Consider the following 22,899-nt stretch of genomic DNA (forward strand, 5'->3'; position numbering starts at 1 on the left):
TAATTTAACGCGTTTAGTGTGTGAACGTTTGTACTTAAAGTAAAGGGTGCGTTGATCTAAAAAGGATTAATCGCTTTTTTGTTGAATTCCTTATTAAACAAACGATGCAGTTTAATGGAAGAAAAATAAGAAACTGATATCGAAGGCATCTTTAACGGATGCTTTTTTTATATGAAATATTATTATTAAAGGTTTAACGCCAATAAAAATGAATCCTGTTAATAAATATTTTAAAAATTGAACCTATTATGATTTGATAATCGTCTAATAGCTGGATTTGAAGTAGGTTGAATGGGAGGGTAGTAGATTGGACAGAGAAGAAAAAGATTTCATATTAGAAAAAATGATGATTGAATATGGTAATGAGTTGGTACGATTGGCATTTTCTTATGTGAAAGACACCGAGATTGCAAAGGATATGGTTCAAAATACGTTTATAAAATGCTTCAAAAACCTTGATTCGTTTCGATTTGACGCACAAATAAAAACATGGCTCTATCGCATAACAATTAACGAATGTAAAGATTATTTAAAAAGTTGGAATTACAAAATGGTACAAGTAAGAAGTTTTATAAATGAAACAACATGGTCAATATTACCATCAACAGAAAAAACAGTTATTGATAAATATAATAACGAAGAAATGAAAGAGAATATCTTTTCTCTCCCGAAAGTGTATCGGGAAGTGATTTATCTATATTACTATGATTCATTAAAAACAGACGAAATTGCTAACGTTCTAGATATCCCAGTTAATACAGTGAAAACTCGATTAAGAAGAGCAAAACAAAGATTAGAGTCGATGATAAAGGAGGCTGAATTTTATGGAAGATAAACGAATAAAAGATAAATTTAATAATGTGTCTTTTCAAAATTTAAGATTCACAAAAGAAGACCGTGATGAAGTGTTTGAAAAAATTAATAAAATGGAGAAAAGTAATAATATACAAAAGAAACCTCTTTTTTCTATTTCAAAACAATTCTCCATTTATACAGCCGCTTTATTAGTGGTCGGCTTGTGTATCGTTTTGTTTATTCCATCGATTCTTCATGGAAACTTTAATAACGAAAACAACGGAATTGATGCAAGTGGAGTAGTATCTCAAGAAGACGAGTATATTACCACTCTATTTATGATGAAAGATGAGAATAATAGAATACCGATTAACCTTTTACTTACTTATAGTAAAGATAAAAAGATGATGAAAGTTCTATCTATCCCTCGTGATACTTATGCCCCAATATTGGATACTGATAGAACTACTCCTTATGATAAATTGTCACATGCTTATGTAAACGGTTCGGGAGGAGCTGAAGATGTAAGAACAGCAGTTTCTAACCTATTTGATTTACCAATTGATTATTATGCTGTTATGGATTTAGAAACCTTTTCATCGATGGTTGATTTAGTGAATGGCATAGATTACGACTTGCAAGAAGATATTCGAGTAAGAGCTATATCTCAAGTGGCATTTGAATTCAAAAAGGGAAAAAATCGTTTGAATGGAGAAGAGGTTGTGGCTTTAATGATGGCTGCTACAGAGGGAAGAATCTTGGATAAAGAAAACCAATTAAACCTCACTAATGCAGTGATAAATCAAACAATAAACGTATTACCAATAAGCCAATTAAAACAATTTACTACTAAAATAGAAGGAAATTTTCCAATTGAACAATTGTTTGAGAATAAAATGGAACTTCACTCGATACAATCGGTATCATTAACCGATGGAATGGTGGATACAATGATAGATGAGACATACTATATTCAATTTGAAAAAGAATTTTTACATTCTGTTTCAGAAGAGTTAACAACATTTAACTAAATAGAAAATGGAAAATTTAAGAATTGGGATAACAGCTGTATTAAAAGCTGTTGGTGTGTTTGTCTAAGAAGGGTTTACTCTTTATTTGTAGAAGTTATTCTATATTGAAATGATTATGGGTTGAGAAATAGTGTAGGTAAAAAGATTGAACACAAAAGAATCGAGTTTTCTAATAAACCATATGGAGAACGTGGAGAGCATAAACATGATTATTTTGGAGACTGAAAGATTATATCTAAGGCAATATGATGAGTATGATATCTACTCCCTGCATACTATTTTTTCAGATCCTGAAACAAAGGAATACTATCCAGCACCATTTACTTTTGAACAGTCACAAAACTGGATAAAAAGGAATCAAGAAAGATACCTTGAGGATGGTTTCGGGTTGTGGGGAATTTGCTTGAAGGAAACGAATGAATTAATCGGTGATTGCGGGCTTGTAAAACAAAAAGTGGACGGAAAAACTGAGATTGAAATTGGCTATCACATTAACAAAGAATTTTGGTCAAAGGGATTTGCAACTGAAGCAGCAAAAGGATGCAAGGAATACGGCTTTTATCAATTAGGGTTGAAGAAGTTAATCAGTATTATAGACCCTAGAAATCTACCATCTATTCGAGTAGCAGAGAAAATCGGATTCACAAAAGAAAAAAAATCTTTTATTTTTGATAAATACCACAACATTTATTCGGGAAGTGCCCAGTAAGAGTACTCGTAAAGAAGCAATGCAAAAGCGGGTCACATGGTAGTTTTGTACCAAGTAAACTATTTCAATGATAAAAGAGGGTTAGTCCCCGTAAGTTTTACTAACGGCGAACTAACCCTTTTTATTATTGTACGGTACGAGGGACTTTTCCCTTTATCCCATTATAGAAACATTTTTTCTAATTCGAGTGGTTCGACGTATTGTCCGTCTTTGTAGGCGCGCATGTTGCCGCCGGAGATTTCATCGATGAGTACGATTTGTTTGTTATCGCCTGTACGTCCGAATTCGAATTTTATATCATAGAGTTCGATACCCTTCTTCGCAAGTTCATCCTTGACGATCCCTGCAATTTGTTGGGTAAGGCTTTTTAATACTTGATATTCTTCTTTAGACAAGATGCCAAGCATGTCCAAAGCGTCTTCACTGATTGGAGGATCTTCACGACCGTCATCTTTTAAGGTCACTTCAACAAACGCATCCAAGGCTTGTCCTTCCTCAGCATATAAACCATAGCGACGCAAGAAGCTACCTACAGCACGGTATCTACAAATGACTTCCAGCCCTTTACCGAATACTTCAGCCGGTTTTACTGTCATCGTTGCCTGTTCGATATCAGCGTCTATATAGTGTGTTGGTACACCTTTTTCATTTAATCGTTCGAAAAAGTATTTTGTTAGTTTTAATCCTGCACGTCCAGCACCTTCAATGGTTAAACCGACTGTATTTGCACCTGGATCAAAAACACCATCAACGCCTGTTACATCATCTTTGAATTGTAGTAAGTAATTTCCGTCTTGTAATTCGTAGACATCCTTTGTTTTACCTGTGTACTTTAGCTCCATGTCAATCCCCCTATGCTAGTTTCAATACTAATCATAAATATAAAACAATTGTTGTACAAGAGAAAATGTTTTAAAAATTGAATTATAGCGCTTACGTAAAATAAATTAAATTTTCTAATAAATTATTCGGTTTATGAAGGATATAAAGAATATCAATAGAATATAAGTGATAAGGGGAGAGTGATAGGATGGATCAATTTACAGATGTTTTAGATGAAAAGACTTTCGCAAGCTACCCACAACAGCCACATGGTGGCAAATTGGTAAATCGTGTTCTTGCTGGGGAAGAACAAAAGGCAGCAATGGAAAGGGCCAAGCAGTTACCAATGATTATGGTGGATTTAGAGGCTGTCATTACTCTTGAAATGATTGCAACAGGGGTATTGTCACCAAATGAAGGCTTTATGGATGAGGAAGACTATAAGTCTGTGCTGACGAAAGGCCGCTTGAAAAATGGAGTCGTTTGGCCGGTGCCGCTTAGTTTCGCACCAATTGGTGACCGGAACCAACAGATTATTAAGACATTATCTGTGGGGGATGAGGTCGCTCTCGCAGATGAGACAAGAGTGCCTGTAGCCATACTTAAGTTGACGGATATTTTTCACTATGATCGTGAATTCCGTGCAAACCATGTTTTCGGTACAACTGACCGTAACCACCCAGGTGTAGATTCCATCTATCGTCGAATGGGGGATACAGCCTTAGCCGGACCCATCACATTACTCCGACGGGCTCACTGGGGACCCTTTGAAGAGATTCGAATGGAGCCAAAAGACACATGGAAGCTATTTTATGAGAAGAAGAATTTTAAATCGGTTGGAGGGTTTATTACAGGAGCCAATCCTTTACACCGAGGCCACGAGTACATTCATCGAAATGCTTTAGAAGAATTAGAAGGTTTATTTGTTCAGCCGCTGGTCGAAATGGCAAAGCGTGAATATACACGACATGAATTCCGCGTATTGTCCTATCGCAGTGTGCTGGATACATATTATCCAAAGGAAAGAACGATTCTTGCTCCATTACGGGTTACCTATATTTTTGCCGGACCGCGTGAAGCTGTTCTTCATGCGTTGATTATGAAAAACTATGGCTGTACACATGCCTTGATTGGGCGAGATCACGCCGGTATCGGTGATTATTATGATAAATATGCAAGCCACACGATTTTCGACGAATTTACACCAGATGAATTAGGGATTGATATTCGTCTGTTCCATGAGGTGTTCTATTGTACACGTTGTAGTGCGCAAGCAACTGAACAAACATGCCCTCATGATGAGCAATATCGGATAAATATTTCTGGTACGGGGATTCGCGAACTGTTGCGTTATGGTGTGCTACCTCCAAAGGAAATTGTAAGACCGGAATCAGCCCGAATTGCGATGCAGGGCGTGCAGCCAAAAGGTGTAGATGAAAATCACATGGCGATTTCACCAGTTGGCAAAACGATAAAAAGTATCTTCCCATATTACGTAACGAGGTCAGGAATTGGTGGTCCAAAACGGAGAAAGCCACTTGAGGTTGAAGAACTTACGATTGAAGATTTAGAAAGCGCAATTAGGGATGCACGTGACAATGCAGATAAAATTTACAAGGATGTCTTTAATGAATTTAGCTATGTTTCTGACACTCTTCGTACGGCACAGCCTGATTGGGTCGCTTCTGCGAGGGAGTCAATCCATCGACAACAAGAAATGGTGGTAGAGTATTTAGAAGAAAAGGTGGATAAGGCGCTGGAGCAAGCTTCAGACGAATTTATGTACCAGGATAAGTCGGAAGCAGAGCGTGAATTAGAAGTAGCACGGAAAATCTTTGATGATATTCCGGCACCACTACGTTCAGACGATTTAAAATACCGGATTTGGAACCCGCTGCCATACAAGCGATACAGAGGAAGTGACGAGTAATATAGAAAAATCACTCACAACAAATGTGAGTGATTTTTTGCTTGCTTATAAGTAGTCTTTTCGTAATTGCTCTGGTGATTTAGGAGAGATATAGCTTGGCGCTACATCAAATACGGTTTTTGCACCAAATTGCTTCTCTTGGCTTAAGCGATATGCCGCTCTTGCATATGCAACCAATACTGCTGAAGTAAATTCAGGGTTGCTGTCTAGTTTTAACGAAAACTCGTAAATCTGATTCGTGTTTTCACTTGTTTGCCCACCGCGAATCACAAATCCGCCATGTGGTGCTTTATTGTGGTCGCGAGTTAGTTCTTCTTCAGAAATGAAGTTCACTTCTGTCTCGTAATCCGCGAAATAGTTTGGCATTGTTTTAATTTCATTTTCAATTGCTGCTTTGTCTGCACCTTCCTCTGCCACAATATAGCAAACGCGACGGTGTTTTTCAGCCGTTGTAAGTTCTGGATTTGAACCACTGCGCACTTTTTCCATTGCATCCTCAGAAGGGATTGTATATTGGACACCGTTTTTAACACCATTCACACGTCTTACTGCATCAGAGTGTCCTTGGCTTAATCCTTTGCCCCAGAATGTATAATTTTCACCGTTAGGTAAAATTGCATCCGCCATCACACGGTTGATGGAGAATAGACCTGGATCCCAACCTACTGAGATGATTGCTGTAGTATTTTTTGCAGCCTCGTTTACAGATTGGAAAAATTCGGGAATCTTCGCGTGTGTATCAAAACTATCTACCGTATTGAACATGCTAGCGAATTGCGGAGTTTGTTCAGGTAGATCTGTCGCAGATCCTCCACAAAGCAGCATGACATCAATTTTACCTTGATAATCACTTGCATTTGAAATATGCTCAGCCTTCACATTCGCATCCTCAAGCTTTAAGCTTTCTGGATCTCTTCTTGTAAACACTGCTACTAATTCCATGTCAGGAGATTGTTTAATAGCCTTAATTGCACCTTTTCCAAGATTACCGTAACCTACGATACCTAGTCTAATTTTGTTGCTCATATACATTTCTCCTTTACCTCAAGATACTCTCAAAAAAATAGGGTCAAACCCATTTCCTAGTTTGCTTTATGTATCACCATTTTTCAGGCGTTCAATTCTATTTTTTTGATAATACTTATAATAATAGAATTGCCCCCAATATGCCAATCATTTTCTTCGGAACCCGTAAGAAAATTTGACAAGATCCTGCGATTCACTGTCCAGGTATATACCAAATGGCTTTTTTCGATGTACCTTATATGAGTAATTATCTAGAGGCCTTACCCTATTTGCGAATAGTCTGTATAATTAAATAAAAGCAAGTGGGCCATTTTAGTGACTGTCCAGCTTTGGATCGATTTTTGAAGATGTAAAGGGAGTGAGTATATGAAAGTGATTGTCATCGGAACAGGAATTGTAGGTGCAAGTGCCGCCTATCACTTAGCTAAACATAATCTGGAAGTCATCATGATAGATAAAAAACAAGACGGTAAAGCAACTTCTGCTGGAGCAGGAATTGTCTGTCCATGGTTTAAAGAGGTCGAAAACGAGAATTGGTATAGCCTTGCCAAAAAAAGCTTTGTTTTTTATCCTGAATTGATTTCTGCCCTGCAAAGAGAAGGTGAACATGAAGTCGGCTATAAAAAAGTAGGAGCATTATGTGTCTCGTCGGACCCTGGTAAATTGGATGAAATTGAACAGAGAGTAAAAAACAAACGGGTTGATGCCCCTGAAATAGGAGATATTCTTCGTCTCAATGGTGAACAGGCTCGTGAGTACTTTCCACCCCTTAATAAAAACTTAGAAGCTTTGTATGTATCAGGAGGGGCAAGAGTAGATGGTGCTTTACTACGTGATGCTCTTAAGCGTGCTGCACAGCGTAATGGTGCTGAGTTTATCGAAGGGGAAGCAGAACTTGTTCATGAGAACCGGAAAGTAATAGGTGTGACGGTTGGTAATAAAACGATTATGGCTGATCAAGTCCTCATCACTACAGGTGCCTGGGCCCCAAAATTATTGGAGCCGTTTGGTATCCATTTAAACGTCAATCCACAGCGTGGTCAGATCGCTCATATAAGATTAACTGGAAGGGATACTTCTGATTGGCCGATTATTATCCCACAGTCCACTCATTATCTTGTTCCATTTGACAATGGGAAAGTTGTAGCAGGGGCGACAAGAGAAACGGGATCAGGATTTGATTATCGCTTGACTGCCGGTGGGGTGAATGAAGTTCTGACAGAAGCCCTGGAGGTTGCACCAGGTCTAGAAGATGGAACATTGGAAGAGGTTCGAATCGGATTTCGACCAATGGGGCCAGATTTATTACCGATCCTGGGAAGGGTAGATACACTTGAAGGGGTATTCCTCGCTAATGGTTTAGGGGCATCTGGACTTACAATGGGTCCATATATTGGTAGTTTAGCAGCTTCAATGATTCAAGATGAAGAGATTGAACTGGATCTTACACCATGTCAACCTAGCCGTACGATCGAGATCAAAAAGTATGTGTGAGGTTAATTAATAAATTCACATTCTAGGAAAAACAATAGAGGAAAACTCCTTTATTGTTTTTTTTATTGGGATTCCAGGGGTTACAGGAATCAGACAGTTTAATGAAGGTATGGTATCCTAGAGAACAGATATCTCTGAACGAATAAGGAGTGTTTTGTTTTGGCGCAACAGGATTTTACACAGGGGTCAATCCGCAAGCAATTGATTTTCTTTGCAGGTCCGATCATGTTAACCAATCTGCTTCAGGTTTCCTATCAATTTATCGATAGTTTATGGATAGGAAACTTACTCGGTGCGAATTCACTTGGTGCTGTTACGATTTCTTCGACCGTTGTGGTAACGGTATTGGCATTTATTATTGGAATTAACAATGCTACATTGACCATTCTTTCCCAACAAAAAGGGATGAGTGATGATGAAGGATTAAAAAGGTATGTGAATGCATTTATTGTGTTACTAACTACTCTTTCTATTTTAGTCGGTTTATTTGGTTACTTTTTCTCAGAACCACTCTTACTCTTTTTGAATACACCAACGGAGATGCTTCATGAGGCAAGGGCCTATTTAGAAATCAATTTTCTCGGAATATTATTTATTATGGGGTATAACTTTATTGGCACTGTCCTAAGGGCTTTGGGTGACAGTAAAACCCCATTGCGGTTTGTGTTTGTAGCCGTTGTATTAAATGCCATTTTGGATCCAATCTTTATTTCCACGTTTGGCTGGGGAATTCATGGAGCTGCATGGGCGACTGTGTTGGCACAAGGAATTTCATTTTTGTTGGCGTTAGCCTATACGTTTCGACGTAAGCTTGTTCCTTATTCCATTCCCTCTTTACCAAGTAAAGAGGATATTTGGTTGATTTTAAAATTAGGAATTCCTGCGGGGCTGCAAATGATGGTGATTTTCGCAGGGGTAACGGCGATTTTATCCGTCGTCAATTCATTTGACGGTGCTGTAGTAGCGGGCTTTGGTGCTTCACAACGAATTGATAGTTTAATAACCATTCCGGCGATGGCTTTAGGCACAGCCGTAAATAGTATGGCAGGTCAAAATATTGGAGCCAACCAATGGGAGCGGGTTCGCCAGATTGCGGTGTACGGAACGGTTTTCAATATTGTCATCATGGTCTCCATTGCACTCATTGTATTTTTGTTTTCCGAAGGGTTTACGAAGTTGTTTATTCAGGAAAAAGAAGCGGTTACCTTTGGTACGGATTATTTGAAAATAGTGGCGTTCTTTTATCCATTTATCGGGATTAATTTTATCTTGAATGGGGTTGTTAGAGGTTCCGGTGCCATGTATCAAGTCTTGGTTCTGAACATTCTCTCGTTCTGGCTTCTTCGTTATCCGCTAACTTATTTCTGTTCTAGTTTAATCGGACAGAACGGAATTGCACTAGGAATCGGAATTAGTTTTATCATCAGCAGCCTCTTTTCTTTCTCTTATTATAAATGGGGAGGATGGAAAAAGAAGGAGTTATTCCATACGGGTACGAGTCTTGGACAATAAACAATGCTATTTTGAGCATTGTTTTTTATTTTGGCAAATTGGACAACTTTCTGTCGAAATTCAAGGTTATTTTATGTGGGCAAGGAACATAAGAATAGTTTGAAAGGGCGTAATCTAAATTTCATTGTTACTAAAGGGGGTGAATGGCATGTGGATCATTCCTGAGTACGAAGTGATTAATACGGCTGCAGAGGTAACAATGTATTCCTACATTCGTGAGTAATAATAGATGGAAGTTCATTTAAGTCGAATTGAAGGGATGGAAGCAAAATTCGAATCAGGGTCTTGGGAGTAGCTGCAGGAGGAGGATTTCCACAATGGAATTGTGCATGTCCCAATTGCCGTGGTGTCCGCGACGGAGATGCTGCACTTACACCGATGTTACAATCTTCCCTTGCCATAAGTGCGAATGATAAGGACTGGTATCTCATCAATACGGGCCCGGATGTAGGCAGGCAGATTGAAACATTTGCTGCACTTCATGCGGGTCCTGGAATTAGAGAAACACCACTGGCTGGTGTGATTTTAACCGATGCAGAGCTTGACCACTCGATCGGTTTATTGTCGTTACGAGAGGGTTCCCATTTAACGATTTATGGGACGGAAACGGTGAGAAATTGTTTACACACTTCATTTCCGGTAATTCCCATGCTGAAAAACTATTGTTCATGGGAATGGCAGACACTTGCTCCAAATGTTAAGGAGCGAATTGGGGATACAATCCTAACTGAGCCGATTTCTGTTTCTAAAAACCCGCCACTTTATGCACAGTCTGGCAATGGTGATACTGAAGATATTTGGGAAGTTGGTTTACTTTTACAAAATGAAAGGTCTGGAAAATGCGTGGCTTATTTTCCGACATTGGATACAATTACCCCGGAAATTGAGTCTGCTTTACAAAAAGCAGATATTTTATTGGTGGATGGCACTTTTTGGTCTGAGGATGAATTGGTTTCATTAGGAGCGACGAAGCGAAATGCAAGAGATATGGGGCACCTGCCCATTAGTGGCCCGTCAGGCATGATTGAAACATTAGCTTCTTTTTCAGCTGAACGAAAAATTTTGATTCATATTAACAATAGTAATCCCATCTTGAAAAAAGGTTCAAAGGAAGCAGAACTATTGAAACAACATGGTATTGAGATTGCCTTTGAAGGTATGGAATTGGAGGTTTGATGATGCCACAACAAGGAGGGGTAGAGAGGGTAACTCATGAGGCGGGAACACCATGGTCACGGGTGGAATTTAAAGAAAGATTAATCGACGTCGGGCGGGCTTCCTATCATGACAAACACCCGTTTCATGTGGCAATGCACGAAGGAACTCTAAGTCGAGAACAAATCCGGGGCTGGGTCGCCAACCGGTATTACTATCAAAAATCAGTTCCAATTAAGGATGCTGTTATTCTATCGAAACTTCCGTCAAGGGAGTTCAGACGTGAATGGATTCAGCGGATTATTGACCATGACGGGAACGATGAGCAAGAGGGCGGAATCGAGGCTTGGCTAAGACTCGGAGAAGTTGTCGGGCTATCGCGCGAAGAAGTATTGAGTGAGGAACATGTGGTACCGGCTGTTCGTTTTTCGGTTGATGCCTATGTCAATTTTGCAAAGGAAAAGCCTTGGCTGGAGGCGGTTGCTTCTTCATTAACCGAACTATTTTCACCGATTTTGATTTCAGAACGGATAAAAATACTTGAGCGATTATATCCATGGATTGACCGTTCAGGACTAGGGTATTTCAGAAATCGCTTAACACAAGCACCGCGAGATACGGAATTTGCTTTAAATATAGTGTTGGATTATTGCCATACGTTAGAAGCACAGCAGCTTGCAGTCGAGGCATTGCAGTTTAAATGTGATGTACTCTGGGCACAGCTTGATGCGATTGAAAAAGCGTTTCCTAATTAAGGTGATTGGTGGTGGAGAATTTTGACTAGTAGCTTTCCAAAACTCGCACAAAAGGGGAGACTTAAGTTTGATAAAGTGAGAGAAAAGCATCTCCTTTTGTTACCAGAAAAGGTGGTGGTTTTGAATGAAACTGCCGCATCGATTCTTGCATTTTGTGACGGAAATAAATCCATTCACGCCATCACCCAAAAAATGAGAGGTTCGCTAGAGTCGGAGAATTTGCCTGATTTTGAAGTCATGCAGGCGGATATCACGAAGTTTATTTTAAAAATGGTGGACGAAGGATGGGTGGTGATGCAGGATGCTAGAGTCAAAGAAACATAAGGTGCAGCCACCTTTTTCGTTACTTGCTGAGCTTACGCATCGTTGTCCATTGCAATGTCCGTATTGTTCAAACCCCATCGAAATGGCGTTAATGGAAACGGAATTATCCACCAATGATTGGCTTCATGTGTTATCGGAAGCAGCGGAGATTGGAGTGGTGGAGGTTCATTTTTCAGGCGGAGAGCCACTTCTGCGGAGAGATTTGGTTGCGTTAATTGAACATGCAAATTCATTAGAAATATATACAAACCTGATTACGAGCGGGATTGGATTAAATGAGGAGAAAGCAAGTCTTCTGAAGGAAGCTGGTTTAGCCAATGTTCAAATCAGCTTTCAAGCAGCGGAAGAAGAGCTTTCCAATCGGATTGGTGGTTTCAATGCGTTTGATATGAAACGCAAGGCTGTAGAAGCGGTAAAACGGTCGGGCATGCACTTATCAATGAATGTCGTGTTGCATCGGTTGAATATTGATACGTTGGATGAAATAATTATGTTTGCTCATGAAGTCGGAGCAGAGCGTTTGGAGTTAGCAAACACCCAGTTTTATAATTGGGCGCTACTCAACAGGGAGCAGCTTCTGCCAAGTAAAGAGCAAATTGAGCGGGCAAGTGAGATTTTTGAAGCAGCAAGAGAGCAAATTGGTAAAGAAATGGAAATCATATGGGTTATACCTGATTATTATGAATCAACGCCAAAGCCATGCATGGGCGGTTGGGGTGCCGTCGCGCTTACGGTAGCCCCAAATGGAGATGTGTTACCATGCCCGACGGCTGGGATGATTGAAGGTATCTCTTTTGAAAATGTACGTGAGCGGTCGTTACAGCAAATTTGGTATGCATCGGATTCGTTTAATCGATTTCGCGGGGATGAGTGGTTGCCGGAAACATGCCGGTCATGTGACATGCTGCATCAAGACGGTGGCGGATGCCGATGCCAGGCGTTTGCTCTAACGGGAGACGCAGCAGCAACAGACCCCGTCTGTTATTTGGCGCCAGATCATCATATCGTCGAAAAAGCCGTGCAGGAAGCAAATCGTGAGCCAATTAAAGAAGTGGAATCATTGATTTATCGTAAAATGAAGTAAAGAGAAAGATACTAGGGGCTATTTTAAAAATGCCCTTAGTATCTTTTTTTTTGCGTCCCTGCTATGAAGTCCCGAGCCCAGCCAACCTCACCTCTGAATAATTCCCACCCCTGTTTGGAAGGCTTTAAAATAGACTATTTATTTTTCCTGTTTTGCCCAAATTCTCTATAACAAACTAAAGTGGTGAACACATGCTTATCAAAGAAGATAATTCAGCAAAGATCCATCCTGCAGTCAAAAAGCTGATGCTGGTCAATACCATTCGTAGCATTGGACAAGGCATGATGGTTGTGGTTCTAGCGCTATATCTTGATGCGTTGGGGTGGAGCGCGATAAGAATCGGAGCTGTGCTGGCAGCGGGTGGGGTACTCGGTGTTTTCATTGCACCACTCGTCGGTATGTATAGTGACCGAATTGGCAGGAAACCCTTCATTCTTTTTTCCGAGCTATTAACAGCTGCCTGTGCATTGATCGGGATTATGACAACCAACCCGATTCTGTTATTCATTGCAATCACCTTTTCCGGTTTTGGAAAAGCTGATGCCGGTTCAGCAAGTCCATTTGCGCCAGCCGAACAGGCTTGGCTGGCATCCTTTATTAAACCCTCTGAACGAGGTAAAATCTATAGCTTGAACAATGCACTTAGTTTTTTCGGAATGGCGACAGGTGCGCTGCTCGTTGGGACGATGAGTGTAAGTTCTGGAGTCGCCTCCTATCATCTTGTTTTTTATGTTACATTTGCCTTCTCACTTGTAACGGCTTCGATTATTTTAACGATAAAAGAAGAAACACAACAGCAAACACCGAAAAAACGACCCAGCATGGAAGAAAAGAAACTTACCAAAGAAGAAAACACAGCAATGTTAAAATTAGCTGGAATTAATGTGTTAAATGGAATGGCAATTGGATTGACAGGACCGATGATGGCGTACTGGTTCTCTGTCAAATTTGGGGTGAGCGGTGTTCAAATTGGTAGCACGTTGGCCCTTACCTTTTTTGCAACGGGGATGACCTCCATTTTTCAGGCGAGAATTTCAGATAAGTATGGAACCGTTCATTCGATTGTACTGGTTCGTTTCATGGCATGTCTTCTCCTGATATTAATGCCGTTGTTATCCTCCTATGCACTCGTTTCGATTCTCTATATGTTACGAACGTCTTTAAATCGAGGGTCACAAGGAGCACAGCAAGCACTAAGTGTGAGCCTGACCCGCGGTCACCGCAGTGGTTTTGCTTCAAGCATCCATCTTCTTTCAATGCGACTCCCCATGTCGATTGCCCCTTATGTAGCGGGATACCTCTTTGGATTAGGTGCATTGGCTTTACCTTTTTATATTGCAGCAGGCTTACAAGGCAGTTTTGCTTATTTGTACGGAAAGATGTTCCGGGCTTATGATACAAAAATGAAACTAAATCCAACATCGTGATGAAAAAAATCGACAAGCCCGCGCTTGTCGATTTTTAAAGAAAACTAAACAAAAGGATGAGTGCAAGTGGTACTAAAATGATAAAATAACCGATGGGGTTTCCAAAGTTGAGTGTCCAACCCACGCCAAAGCGTTTTTCGACGAAGATGGATGGATCCTGTCTATTGACATAAAAGAGTCCGCCGACCCAATGCGAATCATCGTCATAATCTCTTATGCCTGCATTTGTTTCACCAACATCCATTTTATCGGAACGCCCAACTTTAACGGCAAAAACAATGGTAGAAGCTAAAGTCACAACTAGAAAAAGGATTGGAATTGCCATCACTATGGTTCCATCGACGATATCCGGGTGAATCGTTCTTAATTGAAAGAAACTAAACATCCCTGTTAATAAAATGGTTGTTAAAAACATGAACCAGCTTGTATATTTACGTAAAGTGAGTTGTCTTAGTCGTGAAGCATTGGTTGCTGTTGCACTTAATTTAATGCCTGATTTTTTGGTGCTGACAATAATTGCTAAGAACATGGCCTGCATCACGAACATCGTAAGTGGGCTTGAAATAGCCGATGCAAGTGTTTTTTCAGTAAAGGCATCGGGCTCACCGTTTATTCCCCAGTGGGTTGGAATCTGGTCGGGAAGAAGATCATATTGTGCGATTGTGTACCCAATCACACCAACGGTAATAAGCATTGGTACTAAAAAAACATACCATGGCAGCATTTCATCTTTAGCACGAGCTGACAAGTCTGCGATTTGAACCTGTGTTGTATTTTCTCCCCAATTCTTTGTCTTTTTTAACTGAAGAGTTTTTCCGTGAAAGTAGAAATAAAGGGTGAAGCTAAAAAGAATAATCGCAAATTGAATGATGGTTCCAATCAAAACAGTCTGTCCCTCAGCAACATGACTAGAAAGTACCCAGAACGTGTAACCCACCAAAGCAATCATTGATAAAAGCGATACGAGTAGGGCATATTTCTTTTTATAAGAAGAAAGTTTTTCATCTTTGATATGTTTTTCAGGAACTGTAATACCAAAAATAACGGAGCGCTTCACAAGAAAAGGAACTGCGGTTTGAATTCCGGCTAGAATCACCGCGATGATGAGAAAGATAGCTAACGTCATAATTATGCCTCCTTATTTGATGAACTTTTAAAATCTGTAATAATAGAAGAAACTAATTCATGGATTTGTTCATTAGACATACCAACAACAAGAGACTCTGCGACAAGTAATTTGTAATCGTTCTTTAATCTATTAAAGGATGAGTCGTTAAAATCTTGAGGGGATGAGATAACTGCTCCAGACTTAGGAACGATTCGGATCATTCCTTTTTTCTCTAATTGGTGATAGCTTTTGTTAACTGTGTGCATATTGATGCCAAGGTCTGCAGCAAACATCCTTACAGAAGGTAGTGTTTCGCCAGGATGAATTAAGCCTCTAGCGATTCCTTCAATGATTTGATTCGTCATTTGCTGGTAGATGGGAATTTCGGATTCAGGTTCAATTTGAATCATCATTTTCGATCCCTCCAATTCTATGGGACAAAAGGGACAGGTTTTTTGTCCCAAGTCCTATTTAATCTGTTCTATGTTTATTATAACAAAACTGTTCTATATTTTCTATAACAAATAAATTTTAATTTGAATGGGGCACGTACATGTATGCAAAATTATTTTGATTTCAGTAAACGCCAAACAACTTATAAGCAGGAATTTATCGGTGGCTTAACCACATTTCTCTCGATGGCCTATATCCTTGTGGTCAACCCGATTGTTTTAGGTGAATCAGGAATGGACAAGGGTGCCGTGTTTACCGCGACCGCAATCACGATTATTCTTGGCTCATTGCTTATTGGTATCCTATCTAATTATCCAATCGGAATTGCTCCTAGTATGGGTCTTAATTCATTTTTTACCTATTCTGTTGTAATCGGGATGGGAATTCCTTGGCAGACTGCATTAACCGGTGTTTTTGTCGCAGGTATTTTATTTGTAATTTTAAGTGTCTTAAAAATTCGCGAAAAAATTATTAATGTGATTCCTCAGGATTTGAAGTATGCAATTGCGGGTGGGATTGGTTTCTTTGTCGCTTTTATCGGCTTAAAAAATGCAAGAATCATTGTCGGGAACGAGGCGACATTTGTATCACTCGGAGATTTTACATCTGGCGCGACTGTTCTTGCATTATTCGGATTCATCATTACCTCCATTATGCTTGTAAGAGGGATTCGTGGTGGCATTTTTTACGGTATGGTTATTTCATCAATTGTCGGGATGATTTTTGGCATCATTGACAAGCCGACAGGTATCATTGGTAGTATACCAAGTCTTGAACCAACTTTTGGTGTGGTATTTTCCGAACTTCCAAATGTATTTACACCCGATTTAATTATTGTCATTTTCACCTTTCTATTTGTTGGATTTTTCGATACAGCCGGGACGTTGATTGCCGTCGCGAGTCAGGCTGGAATTTTGAAGGATAATAAAATTCCAAATGCCGGGCCAGCGCTATTATCGGATGCTTCCGCGACTGTGATCGGTTCTGTTCTCGGGACTTCTCCGACTGCTTCCTTGATTGAATCAACAGCAGGTATTGCGGCAGGAGCCCGAACTGGTTTTTCATCGATCGTGATATCCGCCTTTTTCTTCTTGGCCCTCTTTTTCTCGCCATTGTTATCGGTAGTTACGGCCGAAATAACAGCTCCTGCCCTCATTATCGTGGGGGCAATGATGGTGGCAGAAGTCCGGCATATCGATTGGACAAAGCTCGATATTGCGATTCCGGCATTTACGACCATTATTATGATGCCATTAACCTTCAGTGTCGCAACAGGGATTGCCCTCGGGTTCATCATGTATCCTGTTACAATGCTTGCCTTGGGAAGACATCGTGAAGTACATCCCATCATGTATGTTCTATTTGTGACGTTTATTGCTTATTTTATCTATTTATAAAATTGCAGCCCCTGGAAATATTCTTACTACATATCCAGGGGCATTTGTTTTTGTTAAAATATTCTAGTAAAGTCGGATTGAACCCTAAGTCCATTAATTTAAACAATAGGAGGTGTTGGGACAACGGACCTGATCCTTTGTCCCGTCACTATGAAAATATTACTTGTAGAAGATGATAAGACGATTGCAACGGGTTTGAATTATTCGTTGACGCAGGAGGGGTATGAAACTGTTATCTGCCATAATGCAGAGGATGCTAAAAAGGTCATTCACGAAAAATTAAATGGAATCGACCTATGTCTCTTTGATTTATCTTTGCCGGACGGTAGTGGCTATGAATTATGTGAATTAGTAAAAAAACAGATGGATAAGCCAGTTATTTTTTTAACGGCACTGGATGATGAAGTAAATGTGGTAATGGGGCTCGATCTGGGGGCGGATGATTATATTACAAAGCCTTTTCGCATACGCGAGCTTTTGTCCCGAATTAAGTCGGTACTTCGTCGGTATAACAAGCAAACAATCGCTCAGCCCAAAACGATAATCGATATTGAAAATATCCGGATCAACACCCTGGAGGGAAAGGTGTATAGGAATGGAGAGGAGATTCTCCTGACAGCATTAGAGTACCGTCTATTTTTGATATTCGCAAACCATATTGGCCAAGTCCTTACGAGAACACAGTTGCTAGATCGAATCTGGGATGTAGCCGGAGATTTCGTAAATGATAATACATTGACTGTCTATATCAAGAGATTACGAGAAAAGCTTGAGGATGAGCCGCAAAGTCCGAAAATCATAAAGACAGTCCGCGGAATGGGCTATAAGGTTGGTAACTGATATGATCCGTAATCGGGAAATTCAGTACCTCCTTCTGGCATTATTCACTATAACGCTAGTTTCAACCGTATTAGCCTATTTTCTTTTTTCTGGACTGGCTGCAGTCCTCGTTTTTCTCCCATCATCTTTATTGATTGGGTGTTGTTGGGTCTTTACGAAGTGGAGATATCGTGAAATTGAAAAACTTTCTGGTTATTTACGGAAGATAACGAGTGGTGATTATAGTTTAGACGTAAGAGACAACCATGAGGGTGAACTAAGTATATTAAAAAGTGATATTTATAAAGTGACTTTAAAACTATCAGAACATAGTTCACTTCTGCAGCAGGACAAACTGAAATTAACGAATGCGATTTCGGATATCTCCCATCAATTAAAAACACCACTGACCTCCATGATGGTAATGGCTGATTTATTGGGTGAAGCCAAACTTGATGCCGCAAAGCGGGCCGAATTCACAAATAACATACGCGTTCAGTTTGAAAGAATCGAATGGCTTGTGTCGTCGTTGTTAAAGCTCTCAAAAATTGATGCGGGAACCGTTCCTTTTAAAAAGGATACAGTGTATGTTTCTGAATTAGTAGAACGTGCTGTTCAGCCGGTCCTAGTACCGATGGATGTAAAACAGCAAACTCTAATTGTAGAAGGAGATAAAGAGGTTTCTATGATAGGGGATTTCAATTGGACGACCGAGGCCCTCATCAATGTTTTGAAAAATTGTGTCGAACATACCCAGGAGGGGGGAAGAATCTCCATTACATTCTCCGAAAATGCCTTATATACCGAAATCATCATTTCAGATAACGGAAAAGGTATAGCAAAAGAAGATGTCCCTTATATCTTTAAACGTTTTTACAAGGGGAAAAATGCAGGTGAAGATAGTGTAGGAATTGGACTTGCAATGGCATATAGCATTATCAAGAGTCAGCAGGGTGATATCGAAGTAAAAAGTGCAGAAGAAAAAGGGACAATATTTATTATAAAATTCTATAAACAAGTCATCTAGCTGATCCGTCTTTTAAGAAGGCTGTTTTCGCAAACTTTGTTGTTTTTGAGATAGCTATTATAAGTATTATTAGACACTTTGGTGTTCCTTCTAGTGATTGTAGCGTATGACACGAGATCCTTGAAAATGCACGCGTTTTCTTCGTGCGGTGTAGTTTCTAGGGAGCCTATTCAATGTCCTGCGGGAATAGCGAGCCAAGCGAGACCCCGCAGTGAGAATTAATGTTCGAAGCCTAAAAACGCCACGTCCTGTGGCAACGGCTTCGTGACCTACATCGTGTAGGCCTGAGGAGGCTTGCGGATCGCCCGCGGAAAGTGAGTGTCAGAAGCGAAAATCACCCTTGTTCCTCCAATAAATTTTAAGTAATAACATCAATTTTTTAGAAAAGAGTTTTTAGAAAGTGAATAAATTGTCACTTTAGGAGTCACTTTAGAGTCATCTTAGATAGATATACTGAACTCAACATCGAAATTATGGAGGTTTAGGAATGAATATCTTACAAATTGAAAATCTGTCTAAGGTTTACGGAAAAGGTGAAACAGCTGTTAGAGCTCTTGATAATGTGTCGTTTACAGTCAAAAAGGGAGAATTTGTAGCCATTATCGGACCATCTGGTTCAGGAAAGTCAACGCTTTTACATCTGCTTGGCGGAGTGGATCGGCCAACTAGTGGAAAAGTACTAATTGATAACACGGATATTTATGACTTGAATGAAACTCAATTGGCGATTTTTAGAAGAAGGCAAATCGGACTTATCTATCAGTTCTATAACTTAATCCCGATTTTAACGGTAGAAGAAAACATTACATTACCAATGCTATTGGATGAACATAAGGTGGATCCGAAGCAGTTAGCCGATGTCGTGAAAATTCTTGGTTTAGAGCAACGCTTAAACCACCTGCCCAATCAGCTATCAGGTGGTCAGCAGCAGCGGGTTTCAATTGGTCGTGCCCTGATTAGTAACCCAGCCATTATGTTAGCTGATGAGCCGACTGGCAACTTGGATAGTAAGAACAGTGGAGAAATCATTGAACTTTTAAAAATGTTCAATAAAACATATAATCAAACCTTACTTGTGATTACCCATGATGAGCGAATTGCCCTTCAAGCCGACCGCGTCATATCCATTGAGGATGGCAGGATTGCAAAGGATGAGGTGATTCGTCCGTGAACATCATCAATAAATTGACGATTCGCCATTTGAAAGAAAATAAACGAAGAACGCTGGTTACGATCATTGGTGTAATCATCTCGGTAGCGATGATTACAGCTGTTGCAACACTTGGCGTTTCGTTTTTAAACTTAATGATTCGAGATAATATTTCTGCAAATGGAGAGTGGCACGTTAAATACAATGCCGTTCATTCAGAGCAAATCCAGGCGATTGAAAATGATAGTCAAACCAAAAAGCTGATTCTCTCAAATGACCTTGGCTATGCAAAGCTAGAAGGTTCAGAAAATAAAGGGAAACCCTACTTATTTATTAAAGAATACAACTCAGCTGGTTTTCAGCAATTTCCAATCGAGTTAGCAGAGGGACGACTACCATTCACTGAAAATGAAATTGTCATATCCGAAGACATTGCTAACAATGCGAAAGTGACATATAACATTGGTGACAAGCTAACAGTAGATATCGGGAAAAGGGTACTTCAAGGGGAAGAGAATCCACTTGGCCAAAATTACCCTTTACAATTAGATGAAAATGGCACCAAGGAAACTCTTAAGATTGATAGCAATGAAACATTTACAATTGTAGGAACCATCAAACGCCCAACTTGGGAGCAAGCGTGGTCCCCAGGATACACCGTGATAAAATACGTAGATCAAAATGCTCTGAACTCAACTCGTACAGTAGATGCTGTTATTGTGTTAGAAAAAGTGAAAGGCTCATTATATAAACATTCTGAGAAAATAGCGAAAGAAAATGGAATCAGCTCTGTTTCTTATAATGATGATTTATTACGATATTATGGTGTAACTGATAATGATAACCTGCGAATGACCCTATTTTCGTTAGCTGGAATTATTATAGGAGTTATTATTATTGGATCGGTAGCGTTAATCTACAATGCTTTTGCAATCAGTGTGTCTGAACGTTCCAGACACTTAGGGATGCTATCAAGTGTAGGGGCAACCAAAAAACAAAAACGGAATTCTGTCTTTTTTGAAGGAGCAGTGATTGGTGCAATTAGCATTCCCATTGGTATTCTATCAGGTCTAGCAGGAATAGGAGTGACCTTCTCGTTTATTAACTCTTATCTTGAAGGTGCACTGAATATAGATGAGAAACTTAAGCTAATCGTTACACCTGCTTCACTCCTAGTGGCGTGTATCATCTCGATTGTTACGATTTTTATTTCAACCTATATACCTGCGAAGCGAGCATCAAAGGTATCTGCAATTGATGCCATCCGGCAAACTCAGGATATCAAATTATCGAGAAAAACAGTCAAGACGTCAAAAATCGTTCGAAAACTGTTCGGCATGGAAGCGGAAATTGGCTTAAAAAACCTAAAACGAAATAAAAAGAGATATCAAGCTACTGTTTTCTCACTTGTGATAAGTATTGTCCTCTTTCTAACGGTTTCGTTTTTTACAGATAATCTCAAAAAGTCCCTCGAACTGTCTCAAGAGGACATTAAATTTGATATTCAAGTGATGAATGATCAGATGGGCAAAGATGATTTATTGCAGTTTACGAATCTTGCTCATGTAACAGAGTCAACTATTGTTGAAACACTATATCTTAATTCATGGATTGAGGAAGAACAGCTCCCAGAATTACTGAAAAAATATATTGACCCTTCTTCACTTCAAGACGGCAAATACTCTTATTTTGTAAGATTGTATGGAATTGATAAGAAGAGCTTTGAAACCTATGCTAAAAAAGTTGGTGTGGACCATACGCAATTAGCTAATAAAGAATTACCTGCTGCCATCATTATTGACGACATCTCCTATCAAGATTACGAGTCAGGTAAATTTGTGGAGACGAAATCAATCCTTACAGATGTAGGGAATCGGATTGATTTAAATTTGATGAACTATGAAACCGAAGAGCAACAGTTTATAAATACAATTGAGGTAGGAGCTTTAACAGATCTGTATCCGATGGGGATATCTTCTGGTGGACTTAGCGGATTCGATATCATTGTTTCAGAAGATCAATTCGATGAAATTGTTTCAAACAACGAAAGAGCCAAAAGTGAAATTCAAGCTGAATTATACATGAAAAGCTCAGATCCATTGGCAACGCAAGACGAGCTGGATAAGATTACAGACTCAGGTACACATGTGTATAATGTCTATCAAAGAAGACAAGAACAAGAGCAAATGGTTGTCATGATGTCCATTTTTACGTATGGATTTATCGCATTGATTTCATTGATATCCATTGCAAATATTTTTAATACCATTTCCACAAGCATCTCACTTCGCAAACGTGAATTTGCAATGTTGCGCTCAGTGGGGATGACGCCAAAAGGTTTCAACAAAATGATCAACTATGAGAGTGCGTTTTATGGGGTGAAGGCATTGCTCTATGGACTTCCAATCAGCCTGGTCGTTATGTATCTTATCTATTGGTCACTTAGAAATACCTTTGAATATGGATTTCAACTCCCATGGATGAGCATCTTATTTGTTATCATCATTATCTTTGTCATCGTGGGTGCAGCCATGCTGTATTCCATACAAAAAATTAAAAAAGAAAATATCATCGATGGATTGAAACAGGAGAGTATTTAACGGTAATTCCTTCTCTTCCTTTACATGGGGCCTGGCCACTACTGTGGTTAGGTCTCTTTTTACATAGAAGATGCATAACCATCGATGTTGATGCACATGCTTGGAAAACGATGTAATAAACGTTCGAAAGTCATAAATATGTTTGCGGTGTCGTAATATTTATGTGGCGTCAAATCTGTGGGAGAAGAGTCAAAGATAGTGAGTTGACGCAAATTCGTGGAAACTGACGCAAAAACTCGAGAATGGACGCAAATCCGTGGGAACTGACGCAAAAATTCGAG

Annotated in this window: 20 protein-coding genes; 16 read left to right on the plus strand and 4 right to left on the minus strand. The window is 39.7% G+C overall.

What is annotated here, in order from left to right; all coding sequences use genetic code 11:
• Positions 1-307: 307 nt before the first annotated feature.
• The 3 genes from V7138_RS10440 (at position 308) to V7138_RS10450 (ending at position 2,535) form a co-directional block, all read left to right on the plus strand.
• Positions 308-835: a sigma-70 family RNA polymerase sigma factor gene (locus V7138_RS10440; RefSeq protein ID WP_335396750.1), complete on the plus strand. Its 528-nt coding sequence runs from the start codon at positions 308-310 to the stop codon at positions 833-835.
• Positions 825-1,826: an LCP family protein gene (locus V7138_RS10445; RefSeq protein ID WP_335396753.1), complete on the plus strand. Its 1,002-nt coding sequence runs from the start codon at positions 825-827 to the stop codon at positions 1,824-1,826. Before V7138_RS10440 ends, V7138_RS10445 begins: the two co-directional genes overlap by 11 nt.
• A gap of 205 nt (positions 1,827-2,031) precedes the next feature.
• Complete coding sequence (locus V7138_RS10450; RefSeq protein ID WP_335396755.1) at positions 2,032-2,535, plus strand: GNAT family N-acetyltransferase; 504 nt, start codon at positions 2,032-2,034, stop codon at positions 2,533-2,535.
• 161 nt (positions 2,536-2,696) lie between these two features.
• Here V7138_RS10450 and V7138_RS10455 read toward each other — a convergent pair whose 3' ends face one another.
• Complete coding sequence (locus V7138_RS10455) at positions 2,697-3,377, minus strand: phosphoribosylaminoimidazolesuccinocarboxamide synthase (RefSeq protein ID WP_335396758.1); 681 nt, start codon at positions 3,375-3,377, stop codon at positions 2,697-2,699.
• 188 nt (positions 3,378-3,565) lie between these two features.
• Here V7138_RS10455 and V7138_RS10460 point away from each other — a divergent pair, with 188 nt between their 5' ends.
• Complete coding sequence (locus tag V7138_RS10460; protein WP_335396761.1) at positions 3,566-5,287, plus strand: sulfate adenylyltransferase; 1,722 nt, start codon at positions 3,566-3,568, stop codon at positions 5,285-5,287.
• A gap of 45 nt (positions 5,288-5,332) precedes the next feature.
• Here V7138_RS10460 and V7138_RS10465 read toward each other — a convergent pair whose 3' ends face one another.
• Complete coding sequence (locus V7138_RS10465; protein ID WP_335396765.1) at positions 5,333-6,313, minus strand: diaminopimelate dehydrogenase; 981 nt, start codon at positions 6,311-6,313, stop codon at positions 5,333-5,335.
• Positions 6,314-6,679: 366 nt separating this feature from the next.
• Here V7138_RS10465 and V7138_RS10470 point away from each other — a divergent pair, with 366 nt between their 5' ends.
• The 7 genes from V7138_RS10470 to V7138_RS10500 all read left to right on the plus strand — a co-directional run bounded on the left by V7138_RS10470 (position 6,680) and on the right by V7138_RS10500 (position 14,064).
• Entirely contained in the window at positions 6,680-7,807 is a 1,128-nt protein-coding gene (locus V7138_RS10470) for an NAD(P)/FAD-dependent oxidoreductase (RefSeq protein ID WP_335396768.1), read from the plus strand.
• A 159-nt stretch (positions 7,808-7,966) separates the two neighbouring features.
• Positions 7,967-9,319, plus strand: a complete 1,353-nt coding sequence (locus V7138_RS10475) for an MATE family efflux transporter (protein ID WP_335396771.1) — start codon at positions 7,967-7,969, stop codon at positions 9,317-9,319.
• A gap of 285 nt (positions 9,320-9,604) precedes the next feature.
• A complete protein-coding gene (gene pqqB / locus V7138_RS10480; protein WP_438824340.1) occupies positions 9,605-10,495 on the plus strand; it encodes a pyrroloquinoline quinone biosynthesis protein PqqB in 891 nt (296 codons plus the stop codon).
• A gap of 2 nt (positions 10,496-10,497) precedes the next feature.
• On the plus strand, positions 10,498-11,229 hold the full coding sequence (pqqC, locus tag V7138_RS10485; protein WP_335396774.1) for a pyrroloquinoline-quinone synthase PqqC: 732 nt from the start codon (positions 10,498-10,500) through the stop codon (positions 11,227-11,229).
• 21 nt (positions 11,230-11,250) lie between these two features.
• A complete protein-coding gene (gene pqqD / locus V7138_RS10490) occupies positions 11,251-11,553 on the plus strand; it encodes a pyrroloquinoline quinone biosynthesis peptide chaperone PqqD (RefSeq protein WP_335396776.1) in 303 nt (100 codons plus the stop codon).
• Complete coding sequence (pqqE, locus tag V7138_RS10495; protein WP_335396779.1) at positions 11,531-12,637, plus strand: pyrroloquinoline quinone biosynthesis protein PqqE; 1,107 nt, start codon at positions 11,531-11,533, stop codon at positions 12,635-12,637. The genes pqqD and pqqE overlap by 23 nt, the downstream gene beginning before the upstream one ends.
• A 191-nt stretch (positions 12,638-12,828) precedes the next feature.
• Complete coding sequence (locus V7138_RS10500; RefSeq protein WP_335396781.1) at positions 12,829-14,064, plus strand: MFS transporter; 1,236 nt, start codon at positions 12,829-12,831, stop codon at positions 14,062-14,064.
• 34 nt (positions 14,065-14,098) lie between these two features.
• On the opposite strand, the gene V7138_RS10505 is transcribed toward V7138_RS10500, so the two are convergent.
• Together V7138_RS10505 and V7138_RS10510 are read right to left on the minus strand one after the other, a co-directional pair.
• Positions 14,099-15,190 carry a DUF1648 domain-containing protein gene (locus V7138_RS10505; RefSeq protein WP_335396784.1) on the minus strand — a complete coding sequence of 364 codons (1,092 nt, stop codon included), beginning with the start codon at positions 15,188-15,190 and terminating at the stop codon, positions 14,099-14,101.
• A 2-nt stretch (positions 15,191-15,192) separates the two neighbouring features.
• Positions 15,193-15,585 carry a GntR family transcriptional regulator gene (locus V7138_RS10510; RefSeq protein WP_335396787.1) on the minus strand — a complete coding sequence of 131 codons (393 nt, stop codon included), beginning with the start codon at positions 15,583-15,585 and terminating at the stop codon, positions 15,193-15,195.
• 144 nt (positions 15,586-15,729) lie between these two features.
• On the opposite strand from V7138_RS10510, the gene V7138_RS10515 reads away from it, so the two are divergent.
• From V7138_RS10515 to V7138_RS10535, 5 genes are all read left to right on the plus strand, one after another.
• Positions 15,730-17,022 (plus strand): NCS2 family permease, encoded by a 1,293-nt coding sequence (locus V7138_RS10515; RefSeq protein ID WP_335396790.1) that lies wholly within the window; start codon positions 15,730-15,732, stop codon positions 17,020-17,022.
• A 150-nt stretch (positions 17,023-17,172) separates the two neighbouring features.
• Complete coding sequence (locus V7138_RS10520; protein ID WP_335396793.1) at positions 17,173-17,862, plus strand: response regulator transcription factor; 690 nt, start codon at positions 17,173-17,175, stop codon at positions 17,860-17,862.
• A 1-nt stretch (position 17,863) separates the two neighbouring features.
• A complete protein-coding gene (locus V7138_RS10525) occupies positions 17,864-18,868 on the plus strand; it encodes a sensor histidine kinase (RefSeq protein WP_335396796.1) in 1,005 nt (334 codons plus the stop codon).
• Positions 18,869-19,355: 487 nt separating this feature from the next.
• Positions 19,356-20,039: an ABC transporter ATP-binding protein gene (locus tag V7138_RS10530; RefSeq protein WP_335396799.1), complete on the plus strand. Its 684-nt coding sequence runs from the start codon at positions 19,356-19,358 to the stop codon at positions 20,037-20,039.
• Positions 20,036-22,618, plus strand: coding sequence for an FtsX-like permease family protein (locus tag V7138_RS10535; protein WP_335396802.1), 2,583 nt, complete (start codon positions 20,036-20,038; stop codon positions 22,616-22,618). The genes V7138_RS10530 and V7138_RS10535 overlap by 4 nt, the downstream gene beginning before the upstream one ends.
• Positions 22,619-22,899 lie beyond the last annotated feature (281 nt).

Origin of the sequence: Bacillus sp. JJ1533 (genome assembly GCF_036965045.1) — a bacterium.
Taxonomy (GTDB): Bacteria; Bacillota; Bacilli; order Bacillales; family Bacillaceae_L; genus Ferdinandcohnia.